Below are 13,617 nucleotides of genomic sequence, written 5' to 3' on the forward strand. Positions count from 1 at the left end.
TGATCACCTGCCGATGCGCCTCGCCCTGCTCACGCTGCTGTTCGCCCTTTCCGCCCCCGGCTTCGCCGCGCCGGCGCCCTTCTACCTCTGGCAGAGCAAGCTGGATGGTGGGCTGACCTGTGCCCAGACCAGCCCTGGAGAAGGTTGGTTGCGCCTGGGCGGGTCCTTCCGCGACGCCGGCTGCCGCGTGCCTTACTGATATGCAACACAGCGTCTCCCCGGTCGGCTACGTCCGCTCCTGCTTCAAGGAGAAATTCGCCATCCCCCGCCAGCCGCACCTGGCGCCCGCCGCCCGTGGTGTGCTGGAACTGCTGCCACCCTTCGACACGGGCGATGCCGTGGCCGGCCTGGAGCAAGTCAGTCACGTCTGGCTGCTGTTCCTCTTCCATCAGGCGCTGGAAGACAAGCCGCGTCTCAAGGTGCGCCCGCCGCGCCTGGGCGGCAACCAGTCCATCGGCGTCTTCGCCAGCCGCTCGACCCACCGGCCGAATGGCATCGGCCAGTCGGTGGTGAAGCTAGACAAGGTGGAAGCCGGGCGCCTCTGGCTCTCAGGTATCGACCTGCTGGACGGCACCCCGGTGCTGGATATCAAGCCCTATGTACCCTATGCCGACCGCCAGGACGGCGCGTTGAACGCCATAGCCGATGCCGCGCCCGAACTGATTCCCGTGGAATGGGAACCTGCCGCCCTGCTCCAGGCCCGCGAGCACGGCCAGCGTCTCGGCGAACCCCTGGCCGAACTCGTCGAACAGTGTCTGGCCCAGGACCCACGACCCGCCTACCAGAAACCCGAACCCGAGCGACGCTATGGCGCACGCCTGTGGGACGTGGATGTGCGCTGGCACTACCCGGAACCTGGTCTGATTCGCGTGCTGGAGATCGCGCGGGCCTGAACCGCGGATGACCGCTTTCCCGTACGGTGGATCACGCTTCACCGATCCACCAATGGCGCTCGACCTTGGCGAAGATGGTGGAGATGAAGAGCGATTTCCACCCTACAGGGCGAGCTAGCGGGAAGAGTTGAGCGCCAGGGAGTCGGCCTCGATGGCGTCCTGTTCGAGAATCAGCGGCTCCACCAGCGGCCGGCTGGCGAAGAAATGCGGGGTGCGCATATGGGCCTCGAAGGCAGCTTCGTCGGTGTAGACCTCATAGAGCCAGACCAGGTCGGGATCGCTGCGGTCCTGCAACACATCGAACACCAGGCAGCCTGGCTCATCGCGCACCGAGGCGGCGGCGTTTACGCGCATGGCGTCCATGAAGGCATCCAGGCTTCCGGGGCGCAGGCGGGTCTTGAGTAGAAGGCAGTACACGTCGAACTCCTTTTTGTCTTATATTTCACGCAAATTGTATACAAAACTGGAGTTCAGGAAATGCCCAGCCGTCCCGGCCGCCTCAATGGCCTGCGCCATATCGCTATCCTCGTGCCCAACCTGGAAGAGTGCGAACGTTTCTATGTGGATGTCCTGGGCATGGAACTGCTCAACCGCGCCAACGAAGACTTGGTCTACCTGACCTGCGGCAACGACAACCTCTCCCTCGGTCGCGCATTCGCCCCCAGCAGCGGCGTACAGGCGGTGGACCACTACGGCTTCGTGGTGGACAGCCTGGAGGAGCTGGAAGCCTGGTACCAGTACCTCAAGGCCCGCGGCGTGACCATGCTCGACCGTCCCTTCGCCCATGGCGACGGCGCCCACAGCTTCCACGTGCTCGACCCGGCGGGCAACAAGATCCAGCCGATTTACCACCCGGCGATCTCGGGGCAACGCTTCAGCTCCCCGGTCTGAAACGACAAAGCCCGCCAATTGGCGGGCTTCGTGTTGCAACTTTGCGCTTACTTCTCGACGAAGGCGCGCTCGATCAGGTAGTCGCCCGGCTCGCGCATGCGCGGAGAGATCTTCAGGCCGAAGCTGTCGAGGACCTCGCTGGTCTCGTCGAGCATGCTCGGGCTGCCGCAGATCATGGCGCGGTCGTCCTGCGGGTTGATCGGCGGCAGGCCGATGTCCTCGAACAGCTTGCCGCTGCGCATCAGGTCGGTCAGGCGGCCCTGGTTCTCGAACGGTTCGCGGGTCACGGTGGGGTAGTAGATCAGCTTGTCCTTGACCGCCTCACCGAAGAATTCGTTCTTCGGCAGATGCTCGGTGATGAACTCGCGGTAGGCCACTTCGTTCACGTAGCGCACGCCATGGACCAGGATGATCTTCTCGAAGCGCTCGTAGGTTTCCGGGTCCTGGATCACGCTCATGAAGGGCGCGAGACCGGTGCCGGTGCTCAGCAGGTAGAGGTGCTTGCCCGGGTTCAGGTCGTCGAGAACCAGGGTGCCGGTGGGCTTCTTGCTGATGATGATCTCGTCGCCTTCCTTGAGGTGCTGCAGCTGGGAGGTCAGCGGACCGTCCGGCACCTTGATGCTGAAGAATTCCAGGTGCTCTTCCCAGTTCGGACTGGCGATGGAGTAGGCGCGCATCAGCGGACGGCCGCTTTCCTGCTGCAGGCCGATCATCACGAACTGGCCGTTTTCGAAGCGCAGGCCCGGATCACGGGTGCACTTGAAGCTGAACAGCGTGTCGTTCCAGTGATGAACGCTGAGGATGCGTTCGGAGTTGAGGTTGCTCATTTACGGGGGCTCCGAAAGTTTGGAATTCGCCAGCGCCAATGGGCGCAATTGCGCGCCATTGTAGTGACAGCCACAATATCTGTTAACTGAATTATCAAGATATAGGTTATCGGTTATATAGATATGCGATTTACTCTCCGTCAGCTCCAGGTATTCGTTGCCGTCGCCCAGCAGGAAAGCGTGTCCCGTGCCGCCGAACAGCTGTCCCTGTCGCAGTCGGCGACCAGCACTTCGCTGACCGAACTGGAGCGACAGTCCGGCTGCCAGTTGTTCGACCGCGCCGGCAAGCGCCTGAGCCTCAACGCGCTGGCCCGGCAACTGCTACCCCAGGCCGTGGCCCTGCTGGACCAGGCCCGCGCGATCGAAGACCTGCTCAATGGCAAGACCGGCTTCGGCTCGCTGGACGTCGGCGCCACCCTGACCGTGGGCAACTACCTCGCCACCTTGTTGATCGGATCTTTCATGCAGCGCCACCCCGAATGCCGGGTGAGCCTGCATGTGCAGAACACGGCGAATATCGTCCAGCAGATCGCCCTCCACGAACTTGATCTGGGTCTAATCGAAGGCGATTGCCAGCACCCGGATATAGAAGTCCTGCCCTGGGTGGAAGACGAGTTGGTGGTGTTCTGCGCGCCCCAGCATCCATTGGCGTCACTCGGCCAGGCCAGCCTGGAGGAATTGAGCCGGGAAGCCTGGATCCTCCGCGAACGCGGCTCGGGCACGCGGCTGACCTTCGACCAGGCCATGCGCCACCACCCTACCCCGCTGAACATCCGCCTGGAACTGGAGCACACCGAGGCGATCAAGCGTGCGGTGGAGTCGGGCCTGGGCATCAGCTGCATCTCGCGCCTGGCGCTGCGCGACGCCTTCCGCCGCGGCAGCCTGGTGCCGCTGGAAACACCGGGGATCGACCTGCGCCGGCAGTTCTACTTCATCTGGCACCGGCAGAAGTACCAGACCGCCGCCATGCGCGAGTTCCTCGACCAGTGCCGGGCATTGACCGCCGGAGTCGCCCGGAGCGACGAGATCGTACTGCCGCCGATCGCCTGAGGGTTCCGCTCAACCCAGCAGGATCACGGCCCACACTGCGGTGATCAGGGTCAGTGCGGTGAATTGCGCGGCGCTGCCCATGTCCTTGGCGTTCTTCGACAGCGGATGGCGTTCGAGGGAGATGCGGTCGATGGCCGCCTCCACCGCGGAATTCAGCAGTTCGACAATCAGCGCCAGCAGGCAGGCGCCGATCATCAACGCGCGTTCACCGCGGCTGACATCGAGGAAGAATGACAGCGGAATCAGCACCGCATTGAGCAATACCAGTTGGCGGAAGGCGGCTTCGCCGGTAAAGGCGGCACGCAGGCCGTCGAGCGAGTAGCCGGCGGCATTGAGGACCCGTTTTAGGCCGGTCTGGCCTTTGAATGGCGACATATCGGAAGGGACTGATGAAAGGAGCGCGCAGCCTAACGCAACGCGCTTCAAATTTGCGTGAAATGACCTGGTTCAGGCCGAGGGAATCGATTCCATCTGTTGCAACAGCAGCGCCGCCTGGGTGCGCGTGCGCACGTTGAGCTTGCGGAAGATGGCGGTCACATGGGCCTTTACCGTGGCTTCGGAGACATGCAGCTCGAAGGCGATCTGCTTGTTCAGCAAGCCTTCGCAGACCATGGTCAGCACCCGGAACTGCTGCGGCGTGAGGCTGGCCAGGCCTTCGCTGGCGGCCTTGGCCTCTGCGGACAGGGCCGGGGCTTCGTCTACCTGCGGCGGCCACCAGGTATCGCCGTCGAGCACCGCGCGCACTGCGTCCTGGATGACCTCCAGCGGACTGGACTTGGGAATGAAGCCGCTGGCACCGAATTCGCGGGAGCGGGCGACCACCGCCGCCTCTTCCTGTGCCGAGATCATCACTACCGGGATTTGCGGGTACTGGCCACGCAGCAGCACCAGGCCGGAGAAGCCATAGGCGCCGGGCATGTTCAGGTCGAGCAGGACCAGATCCCAGTCGGCGCGCTCGGCAAGACGAGACTCCAGCTCGGCGATGCTCGCCGCTTCCACCAGGCGCACGTCGGGGCCCAGGCCCAGGGTCAGGGCCTGGTGCAAGGCGCTGCGGAACAGCGGGTGGTCATCGGCAATGAGGATTTCATATGAGGCCATGGGCATGTCCTTTTTGTAATGGGCCCAGACACGCCTCCCAGGGGTGAGAGAGGCGCTTCGGCACGACGGGGTACGCCGGCCAGGCCCAAAGTCGATACGGGCAGGCCGTAAAGCGGCGCTCAGCATGCCGAGCCGGGGCGGGGTGGTCAAGTCAATCGCTTTACGGCAAAGTTCCAGGCTTTTCCCGTCGAGAACCACCATGCGAAGCCAAGCACTGCGCGCCGATGTTCTGATGCTGATCACCGCCGCCATCTGGGGTGCGGCCTTCGTCGCCCAACGCCTGGGCATGGATGCGATCGGCCCCTTCCTCTATACCGGCCTGCGCTTCGCCCTCGGCGCCCTCATCCTCCTGCCCCTGCTGCTGGTACTGCCCAAGCCCGCGGTCAAGCAACCGCTCAACCGAGGCCTGCTGCTGGGAGGCCTGCTGATGGGCCTGGCCCTGACGGTGGGGATCAACTTGCAGCAAGTGGGCCTGCTGTTCACCAGCGTCACCAACTCCGGCTTCATCACCGGCCTGTACGTCATCATAGTGCCGTTGCTGGGCCTCTTCATCGGTCACCGCACCGGCCTCGGCACTTGGATGGGCGCTTGCCTGGCGGTGCTGGGGATGTTCCTGCTCAGCGTCGGCGAGGGCTTCCAGGTCGCCCCCGGCGACTGGCTGCAACTGGCCGGCGCCTGCGTCTGGGGCGTGCATGTGCTGTTGGTGGGTTTCTTCGCCAGCCGCTATGACCCGATCCGCCTGGCCGTCCTGCAATTCGCCGTGTGCGCCGTGTTCAGCCTGATCCTGGCCCTGGTGTTCGAGGAAATAAGGCTGGATGCGATTCTCCAGGCCGGCCCAGCGATCCTCTATGGCGGCGTGATCGCCGTGGCCATCGGCTACACGCTGCAAGTGGTAGCACAGCGACACGCCATTGCCTCCCACGCGGCCATCATCCTGTCCCTGGAAGCAGTATTCGCCGCCATCGCCGGCGCTCTGCTGCTGGACGAATCCCTGCATGCGCGCGGCTATATCGGTTGCGCCCTGATGTTCGCCGGCATGCTGATCGCCCAACTCTGGCCGCAAAAGCACGCAGCGCCGGCGGCCACCGTCAAGGAAGCCGAGGCCTGATCAGAGGAATTCGCGCAGCGCCAGGTGCGCCGGGCTCGCCTCGTCCAGGGGCAGCGCCCGCTTGGCGCCTATGTAGCGCTCGGTGAAAACGTCCAGGTAGGCATTCAGCGCACCTCCCGCCTGCTCGTCGCCGGCCAGCTCCAGGCACAGGGCGGCCACCTCGGCCGTGCACAGGTGTTCCTCGCGGGTCGAGCGGCGCAAGCGGTAACGGGAGATCTGTTCGGGGGTCAGGCTGAGCACCGGGAACCGGTCGAGGTAGGGGCTCTTGCGGAACATCTTGCGCGCCTCGGTCCAGGTCGCATCCAGCAGGATGAACAGCGGCCGCTTGCCCGCGGCGCTTTCCACCCGGTCCACCACCCGCGCCGGCTCCGCATACTCGCCGGGGAACACCAGGTAGGGCTGCCACTGCGGATCCTCCAGCAGGGCCAACAACGCCTCGTCCATCTCGGTGCGCGACCAGCCGAAGGCCCAGGTGTCGGGGACGAGGTCGGCGATCAGCCAGCCAGTATTGCTCGGCTTCATGGGTTCGGAGTAGTACATCAGCAGGCACACGCCCGACTGTACGGGAACCTCGGGACGCCAGGCGCAGAAGCAATAGTCGAACGCAACCCGGCACTCCGGGCAGCGCGGCGACCGCGATCCACGGGCGACGAAGGGGCGGGTACTGCGCGCAAGGCATTCGGCGCGCAGGCGAAAAACAGCGTGACTCATCGAGCTTGGTTCCAGTACGACAACGAGGTACCGGCGTCTGCCTTGTCGGCGGCGGGCGGCCCGTTCAGTGATGGCGAGAAGGATCGGGCGATTTTACCAGAGCCGTGGTGCGACGCCGCTGACCGCCTGGAGCAGAATTTTCACGCGACAAGCCTTGCCTGCGAACGCACAATTGCCGCGCTGGTCAAACAGCTTCTTTTCGTTAGGAGATCTCCATGCTGCGCCTCACCGCCCTCGCCCTCTGCGCGACCCTGCCGTTCTGTGCCCAGGCCGCTTCGCTCAAGGACTACGAGCTGACCAAGATGCTCGAGAAAGTCGCCCAGGAAAGCAGCGCCGGTACGCCACGGGCGATCAACGAGGACATCCTCGACCAGGGCTACACGGTGGATGGCAACGACCTGGTGAATCACCTCAGCGTGCGCGAGGCCCACGCCGCGCAAATGCGCGCCAACCCGGATGCGGTACGCGCCCAACTGGGCGCCAGCGTCTGCCGCAACACCGGCTACCGCCAACTGCTGGCCCGCGGCGCCGGTCTGCGCTACGAGTTCAGCGAGTACAAGACCAACCGCCCGGTGACGTCCGAACGCTTCAGCGCCAAGGACTGCGGCCTGAAAGCCAAAGCCAACTGATTCCGTCAGCGCGGCGGCTCTTCCGCTGCGCGCAATTCGGCGAGCAGCGCTTCCATATAGGGGGAGCGCCGCAACCCGGCTTCCAGGCGGCGCCGGCACTCCTCCTCCAGCGACAGACCGTTTCTTTGCGCCGCCTCCAGCAATAACCCGTAGTGCTCCGCGTCGATTTCCACTTCAAGCCTGGGCATTGCTGCACCTCCTGGCACGCGCTCGTCCTTCCGGTTTCCGGCAGCATAGGCCAGTGCCGACCTCCCGGGCGCAATATTCCGGACACCTCGGCGGGCTCCAATTACTTGCCGGCGAACTGGAAAAGATCCGGTCCCTGCCGCAAGCTGTAGCTGAGCGGCTCGACTGGGTCGCCCGGATTCCGGACCCGGCCAGCAGAGCACGCTCTGAGTTGTTGATGAGCAAGGAGAACGCTATGCCCTATGACCCGGACGACTATCTTTCCCGGCACTTTCAAACCAGTGGCATCGACCTCACCCAGAAGGTCGACGAACTGATCAACCTCACGGTTCCGAGCGGCAGTCCCAACCTCGCGCTCTACCGTGAAATGCTGATCACCGTGGTGCGCATGTCCCAAGCCGACCGCAATCGCTGGGACGCCAAGATCATGCTGCAGACGCTACGCGAAATGGAGCACGCCTTCAGCGTCCTGGAACAGTTCAAGCGGCGCCGCAAGGTGACGGTCTTCGGTTCGGCCCGCACTCCGGAGGGCCACCCCATCTACACACTGGCCCGGCAACTGGGCGCCGAGTTGGCCAAGCGCGACCTGATGGTGATCACCGGTGCCGGCGGCGGCATCATGGCCGCAGCCCATGAAGGCGCGGGGCTGGAGAACAGCCTTGGACTGAACATCACCCTGCCCTTCGAGCAGCACGCCAACACCACAGTGGACAACACCGAACACCTGCTGTCGTTCCACTTCTTCTTCGTGCGCAAGCTGTTCTTCGTCAAGGAGGCCGACGCGCTGGTGCTCTGCCCGGGCGGCTTCGGCACCCTGGACGAAGCCCTTGAGGTCCTGACCCTGATCCAGACCGGCAAGAGCCCAGTGGTGCCCGTGGTACTGCTGGACGAACCGGACGGCAGCTACTGGGAAGACGCCGTCGGCTTCCTCCACGAGCAGCTGGAACGCAATCGCTACATACTGCCCAGCGACATGAACCTGATGCGCCTGGTGCGCAGCGCCGACGAGGCGGCCGCCGAGATCGCCCAGTTCTATCGCAACTACCACTCCAGCCGCTGGCTGAAGAACAGCTTCGTGATTCGCATGAACCACTCTCTCGGCGAAAAGGCACTGGGCCAGATCCAGGAACAGTTCGCCGACCTCTGCCTGGAAGGTGATTTCAGCCAGCAGCCCTACTCGGAGTCGGAGCGGGACGAGCCGGAGTTCAGCGAGCTGATCCGCCTGGCATTCCGCTTCAACGGCCGCGACCATGGCCGTCTGCGTGAACTCATCGATTTCATCAACCTGCCGCAACACTGGGCCGCCAAGGCCTGACCCGGTTCGCCGGACGCAACTTCCCCACAGCAACCAGCCATGCGCATCAGCGCGTGGCTTAAGGCTGCACGGAATTTCAGTCGTCGGGGTTGCCGCGCAGGAGACGGCCAATCATTTCCATGGAGTAGCCGCGGTAGGCCAGGAAACGGCCCTGCTGGGCGCGTTCGCGGGCATCCTGGGGCAATCGGCCGCTGAACTTGCGGCACCAGACATCGCGCAGCTGTTCGCTCCAGTCGACGTCGGCCTCGCGCAGGGCCTGGTCGATGTCGCCACGCGGCAGTCCGCGTTGCGCCAGCTCCTCACGGATTCGCTGCGGCCCATAGCCGCCACGGGCGCGGCTGGCGATGAAGCTTTCCAGATAGCGGGACTCACAGAGCAGCCCCTCTTCCGCCAGGCGGTCGAGGGCGCTGTCGATCAACTCGGAAGGGGCGCCGCGCTGACGCAGCTTGCGCGTCAGCTCGACTCGCCCGTGTTCGCGCTGCGCCAGCAGGTCCATGGCGGCCCGCCGCACCGCGGCGGGGCTATCAAGCACGACGGGCATGGGAGGATCAGAGGTCTACGTCGGCCAGGTCGTCAGCGGTGGCGGCCGACTTGCTGGCAGTCGAATCCACCAGCAGCCTCTCGCGAATGATCTTCTCGATGGCGCTGCCGGTTTCAGGGTTGTCTTCCAGGTACTTGGCGGCATTGGCCTTGCCCTGGCCGATCTTGTTGCCCTGGTAGCTGTACCAGGCGCCGGATTTCTCCACCAGGCCCTGCTGCACGCCCAGGTCGATGATCTCGCCGGTGCGGTAGATACCCTTGCCGTACATGATCTGGAACTCGGCCTGGCGGAAGGGCGGGGCCACCTTGTTCTTCACCACCTTGACACGGGTTTCGCTGCCCACCACTTCCTCGCCTTCCTTCACCGCGCCGGTACGGCGGATGTCGAGGCGCACGGACGCGTAGAACTTCAGGGCGTTACCACCGGTGGTGGTTTCCGGGTTGCCGAACATCACGCCGATCTTCATGCGGATCTGGTTGATGAAGATGACCAGGCAGTTGGCGTTCTTGATGTTGCCGGTGATCTTGCGCAGTGCCTGGGACATCAGGCGCGCCTGCAGGCCGACGTGGGAGTCGCCCATCTCGCCTTCGATCTCGGCCTTGGGCACCAGGGCCGCTACCGAGTCGACGATGATCACGTCGACGGCGTTGGAGCGCACCAGCATGTCGGTGATTTCCAGGGCCTGCTCGCCGGTATCCGGCTGGGAAACCAGCAGGTCGTCGACGTTCACACCCAGCTTGCCGGCGTAGTCCGGGTCCAGGGCGTGTTCGGCGTCGACGAAGGCGCAAGTGGCGCCCATCTTCTGGGCTTCGGCGATGACGGAAAGGGTCAGGGTGGTCTTACCGGAGGATTCGGGACCGTAGATCTCGACGATGCGGCCTTTTGGCAGGCCGCCGATGCCGAGGGCGATGTCCAGGCCCAGGGAACCGGTGGAAATGGCCGGGATGGCCTGGCGGTCATGGTCGCCCATGCGCATTACCGCACCCTTGCCGAACTGCTTTTCGATCTGGCCCAGGGCAGCAGCCAAGGCGCGCTTCTTGTTCTCGTCCATTGAAGTCCTCACTAAAATCAAGAGGGCCTGGCGGCCACCAATAACTGTATAAGTAGACAGTATTATTCCATAGGGCAAGTCGCTCGCCTACCCCTGCCCGGCTTTTTCTCCTGCAGCTAGTCGGATCAAACCCTGGAGGGCGTCGGCGACCGCTTGCCGACGAACCGCCAGGCGATCGCCCGGGAACTGGCGGCGCACGGCCTCGATCTGGGCGCCATCGCCCCAGGCCAGCCAGACAGTGCCCACCGGTTTCTGCGTGGAGCCGCCATCGGGACCAGCCACACCACTGACGGCCACGGCGAAACGCGCACCACTGCGTTGCTGGGCGCCACGCACCATGGCCTCGACCACCTCGCGACTGACCGCCCCCACCTGCGGGAACAGCTCCGCAGGCACCGCCAACTGCTCGGTCTTCTGCTGGTTGGAATAAGTGATATAGCCGGCTTCGAACCAGGCCGAGCTGCCGGGAATCCGTGTGATGGCTTCGGCGATACCGCCACCAGTGCAGGATTCTGCAGTGCTCACCAGCTCGCCGCGCGCCTTGAGTTTCTCGCCGAGCCGGGCGGCCAGCAGCGTCAGCTCATCTTCGGTAACGGACATGTGCACTCCGGGGTTAAAGCGGGCCAACGGGATACCGTACACTAGCGCCTTTTGCACGCAAGGCCAGGCAATGAGCGATCTCAGCGAACACACACCCATGATGGCGCAGTACTGGAGGCTGAAGAACCAGCATCCGGACCAGCTGATGTTCTACCGCATGGGCGACTTCTACGAGATCTTCTACGAGGACGCCAAGAAGGCCGCCAAGCTCCTCGACATCACCCTGACCTCCCGGGGCCAATCGGCGGGCAAGGCCATTCCCATGGCCGGCATCCCCTTCCACTCGGTGGAAGGTTACCTGGCCAAGCTGGTCAAGCTGGGCGAGTCGGTGGTGATCTGCGAGCAGATCGGCGACCCGGCCACCAGCAAAGGGCCGGTGGAGCGCCAGGTGGTGCGCATCATCACGCCCGGCACCATCAGCGACGAAGCGCTGCTCGACGAGCGCCGCGACAACCTGTTGACCGCGGTGCTGGGCGACGAGCGCCTGTTCGGCCTGGCGGTACTGGACATCACCAGCGGCCGCTTCAGCGTTCAGGAGATCAAAGGCTGGGAAAATCTCCTGGCCGAACTGGAACGCCTCAACCCGGCCGAGCTGCTGATCCCGGACGACTGGCCCCAGGGCCTGCCCGCCGAGAAGCGTCGGGGCGTGCGCCGCCGCGCACCCTGGGATTTCGACCGGGACTCGGCGAAGAAGAGCCTGTGCCAGCAGTTCGGGGTGCAGGACCTCAAGGGCTTCGGCTGCGAAACCCTGACCCTGGCCATCGGCTCCGCCGGCTGCCTGCTGGGCTATGCCAAGGAGACCCAGCGCACGGCCCTGCCCCACCTGCGTAGCCTGCGCCATGAGCGCATCGACGATACGGTGATCCTCGATGCCGCCAGCCGCCGTAACCTGGAGCTGGATGTCAATCTTTCCGGCGGCCGCGACAACACCCTGCAATCGGTCATCGACCGCTGCCAGACCGCCATGGGCAGCCGCCTGCTGAGCCGCTGGCTGAATCGCCCGCTGCGCGACCGTGCCGTACTGGAAGCTCGCCAGGACGCCATCGACTGCCTGCTGGACCGCTACCGCTTCGAATCCCTGCAGCCGCAGCTGAAGGAAATCGGCGATGTGGAGCGCATCCTCGCGCGCATCGGCCTGCGTAACGCCCGGCCACGCGACCTGGCGCGCCTGCGCGATGCGCTCGCCGCCCTACCCCAACTCCAGGGCGCCATGACCGAACTGGAGGTGCCGCATCTGCAGACCCTGGCCGAAAACATCCGCACCTATCCGGAACTGGCCGACCTGCTCGCCCGCGCCATCATCGACAACCCACCTGCGGTGATCCGTGAAGGCGGGGTGATCAAGACCGGCTACGACGCCGAGCTGGATGAGCTGCAGGCCCTGAGCGAGAACGCCGGCCAGTACCTGATGGACCTGGAAACCCGGGAGAAGGCCCGCACCGGCCTGCCCAACCTCAAGGTCGGCTACAACCGCATCCACGGTTATTACATCGAACTGCCCCGCGTGCAGGCCGAGCAGGCGCCGGCGGATTACATCCGCCGCCAGACGCTCAAGGGCGCCGAGCGCTTCATCACCCCGGAGCTGAAGGCCTTCGAAGACAAGGCGCTGTCGGCCAAGAGCCGCGCCCTGGCGCGGGAGAAGCTCCTCTACGACGAACTGCTGGAGCTGCTGATAGAGCAACTGGCGCCGCTGCAGGACACCGCCGCCGCCCTGGCTGAACTGGACGTGCTGAGCAACTTCGCCGAGCGTGCGCTGAACCTCGACCTGAATCGCCCACGCTTCGTCGACGAGCCCTGCATGCGCATCGACCAGGGCCGCCACCCGGTGGTAGAGCAGGTGCTGGATACGCCGTTCGTGGCCAACGACCTGGCCCTGGACGACGCCACCCGCATGCTGATCATTACCGGCCCGAACATGGGCGGTAAGTCGACCTATATGCGCCAGACCGCCTTGATCGTCCTGCTCGCCCATATCGGCTGCTTCGTTCCGGCGGCAAGCTGCGAGCTGTCGCTCGTGGACCGCATCTTCACCCGTATAGGCTCCAGCGACGACCTGGCCGGCGGCCGCTCCACCTTCATGGTGGAGATGAGCGAGACTGCCAACATCCTGCACAATGCCAGCGCCAGCAGCCTGGTGCTGATGGACGAAGTGGGCCGCGGCACCAGCACCTTCGACGGCCTGTCGCTGGCCTGGGCAGCCGCCGAGCACCTGGCCCGCCTGCGCGCATTCACCCTGTTCGCCACCCACTACTTCGAGCTGACCGTACTGCCGGAAAGCGAACCGGTGGTGGCCAACGTCCACCTGAACGCTACCGAGCACAACGAACGAATCGTCTTCCTGCACCACGTGCTGCCCGGGCCGGCCAGCCAGAGCTACGGCCTGGCGGTGGCGCAGCTGGCGGGGGTTCCGGGCGGCGTGATCCAGCGGGCCCGCGAACACCTGGCGCGATTGGAAACCACCAGCCTGCCCCACGAAAACCCGCGTCCGGCTCCCGGCCAGCCCTGCGCGCCCATGCAGAGCGACCTGTTCGCCAGCCTGCCGCATCCGGTGCTGGACGAATTGGCGAAGATCAACCCGGATGATCTGACGCCCCGGCGCGCACTGGAGCTGTTATATACACTGACGTCACGCATCTAACGCCTTGGGCGCACAAGCTGCTAGAATCCCGCGCGCTCTGGAATGCAGCCGGGAAACAGCCTGCCCGACGCCGTGAGTT

17 protein-coding genes are annotated in these 13,617 nt (G+C 64.8%); 8 read left to right on the forward strand and 9 right to left on the reverse strand.

The window, feature by feature from the left end:
• Positions 1–13 precede the first annotated feature (13 nt).
• A complete protein-coding gene (locus E8F12_RS20370) occupies positions 14–199 on the forward strand; it encodes a hypothetical protein (protein WP_280326995.1) in 186 nt (61 codons plus the stop codon).
• A gap of 1 nt (position 200) precedes the next feature.
• On the forward strand, positions 201–893 hold the full coding sequence (gene tsaA / locus E8F12_RS20375; protein ID WP_280326996.1) for a tRNA (N6-threonylcarbamoyladenosine(37)-N6)-methyltransferase TrmO: 693 nt from the start codon (positions 201–203) through the stop codon (positions 891–893).
• Positions 894–1,007: 114 nt separating this feature from the next.
• Here tsaA and E8F12_RS20380 read toward each other — a convergent pair whose 3' ends face one another.
• Positions 1,008–1,310 (reverse strand): putative quinol monooxygenase, encoded by a 303-nt coding sequence (locus tag E8F12_RS20380; protein ID WP_280326997.1) that lies wholly within the window; start codon positions 1,308–1,310, stop codon positions 1,008–1,010.
• Positions 1,311–1,370: 60 nt separating this feature from the next.
• On the opposite strand from E8F12_RS20380, the gene E8F12_RS20385 reads away from it, so the two are divergent.
• Positions 1,371–1,784 carry a VOC family protein gene (locus E8F12_RS20385; RefSeq protein WP_280326998.1) on the forward strand — a complete coding sequence of 138 codons (414 nt, stop codon included), beginning with the start codon at positions 1,371–1,373 and terminating at the stop codon, positions 1,782–1,784.
• Between the two features lie 47 nt (positions 1,785–1,831).
• Here E8F12_RS20385 and fpr read toward each other — a convergent pair whose 3' ends face one another.
• The gene (gene fpr, locus E8F12_RS20390) at positions 1,832–2,611 is read right to left on the reverse strand and encodes a ferredoxin-NADP reductase (RefSeq protein WP_280326999.1); all 780 of its coding nucleotides are present in this window, start codon (positions 2,609–2,611) and stop codon (positions 1,832–1,834) included.
• A gap of 123 nt (positions 2,612–2,734) precedes the next feature.
• On the opposite strand from fpr, the gene E8F12_RS20395 reads away from it, so the two are divergent.
• Positions 2,735–3,661: a LysR family transcriptional regulator gene (locus E8F12_RS20395; protein ID WP_280287102.1), complete on the forward strand. Its 927-nt coding sequence runs from the start codon at positions 2,735–2,737 to the stop codon at positions 3,659–3,661.
• A 9-nt stretch (positions 3,662–3,670) separates the two neighbouring features.
• Here the strand turns inward: E8F12_RS20395 and E8F12_RS20400 are convergent, their stop codons facing one another.
• Together E8F12_RS20400 and erdR are read right to left on the reverse strand one after the other, a co-directional pair.
• A complete protein-coding gene (locus E8F12_RS20400; protein WP_280287101.1) occupies positions 3,671–4,036 on the reverse strand; it encodes a diacylglycerol kinase in 366 nt (121 codons plus the stop codon).
• A 72-nt stretch (positions 4,037–4,108) separates the two neighbouring features.
• Positions 4,109–4,759: a response regulator transcription factor ErdR gene (erdR, locus tag E8F12_RS20405; RefSeq protein ID WP_280327000.1), complete on the reverse strand. Its 651-nt coding sequence runs from the start codon at positions 4,757–4,759 to the stop codon at positions 4,109–4,111.
• A 199-nt stretch (positions 4,760–4,958) separates the two neighbouring features.
• Between erdR and E8F12_RS20410 the strand changes: the two genes are divergently transcribed.
• Positions 4,959–5,867: a DMT family transporter gene (locus E8F12_RS20410; protein ID WP_280327002.1), complete on the forward strand. Its 909-nt coding sequence runs from the start codon at positions 4,959–4,961 to the stop codon at positions 5,865–5,867.
• On the opposite strand, the gene E8F12_RS20415 is transcribed toward E8F12_RS20410, so the two are convergent.
• Positions 5,868–6,578 carry a tRNA-uridine aminocarboxypropyltransferase gene (locus E8F12_RS20415; RefSeq protein ID WP_280327003.1) on the reverse strand — a complete coding sequence of 237 codons (711 nt, stop codon included), beginning with the start codon at positions 6,576–6,578 and terminating at the stop codon, positions 5,868–5,870. It lies immediately after the preceding gene.
• Between the two features lie 215 nt (positions 6,579–6,793).
• On the opposite strand from E8F12_RS20415, the gene E8F12_RS20420 reads away from it, so the two are divergent.
• A complete protein-coding gene (locus E8F12_RS20420) occupies positions 6,794–7,207 on the forward strand; it encodes a quorum-sensing-regulated virulence factor family protein (protein WP_280327004.1) in 414 nt (137 codons plus the stop codon).
• Between the two features lie 5 nt (positions 7,208–7,212).
• Here E8F12_RS20420 and E8F12_RS20425 read toward each other — a convergent pair whose 3' ends face one another.
• Positions 7,213–7,395: a hypothetical protein gene (locus E8F12_RS20425; RefSeq protein WP_280327005.1), complete on the reverse strand. Its 183-nt coding sequence runs from the start codon at positions 7,393–7,395 to the stop codon at positions 7,213–7,215.
• 233 nt (positions 7,396–7,628) lie between these two features.
• Between E8F12_RS20425 and E8F12_RS20430 the strand changes: the two genes are divergently transcribed.
• Positions 7,629–8,708 carry an LOG family protein gene (locus E8F12_RS20430; RefSeq protein ID WP_280327109.1) on the forward strand — a complete coding sequence of 360 codons (1,080 nt, stop codon included), beginning with the start codon at positions 7,629–7,631 and terminating at the stop codon, positions 8,706–8,708.
• Positions 8,709–8,784: 76 nt separating this feature from the next.
• Here the strand turns inward: E8F12_RS20430 and recX are convergent, their stop codons facing one another.
• From recX to E8F12_RS20445, 3 genes are all read right to left on the reverse strand, one after another.
• Positions 8,785–9,249 carry a recombination regulator RecX gene (gene recX / locus E8F12_RS20435; protein WP_280327006.1) on the reverse strand — a complete coding sequence of 155 codons (465 nt, stop codon included), beginning with the start codon at positions 9,247–9,249 and terminating at the stop codon, positions 8,785–8,787.
• A 7-nt stretch (positions 9,250–9,256) separates the two neighbouring features.
• A complete protein-coding gene (gene recA, locus E8F12_RS20440) occupies positions 9,257–10,300 on the reverse strand; it encodes a recombinase RecA (RefSeq protein WP_280327007.1) in 1,044 nt (347 codons plus the stop codon).
• 87 nt (positions 10,301–10,387) lie between these two features.
• A complete protein-coding gene (locus E8F12_RS20445; RefSeq protein WP_280327008.1) occupies positions 10,388–10,900 on the reverse strand; it encodes a CinA family protein in 513 nt (170 codons plus the stop codon).
• A gap of 70 nt (positions 10,901–10,970) precedes the next feature.
• Here E8F12_RS20445 and mutS point away from each other — a divergent pair, with 70 nt between their 5' ends.
• Positions 10,971–13,538, forward strand: coding sequence for a DNA mismatch repair protein MutS (gene mutS / locus E8F12_RS20450; RefSeq protein WP_280327009.1), 2,568 nt, complete (start codon positions 10,971–10,973; stop codon positions 13,536–13,538).
• The last annotated feature ends 79 nt before the right edge of the window (positions 13,539–13,617 follow it).

Source organism: Pseudomonas sp. BN102 (genome assembly GCF_029871245.1).
Lineage (GTDB): Bacteria > Pseudomonadota > Gammaproteobacteria > Pseudomonadales > Pseudomonadaceae > Metapseudomonas.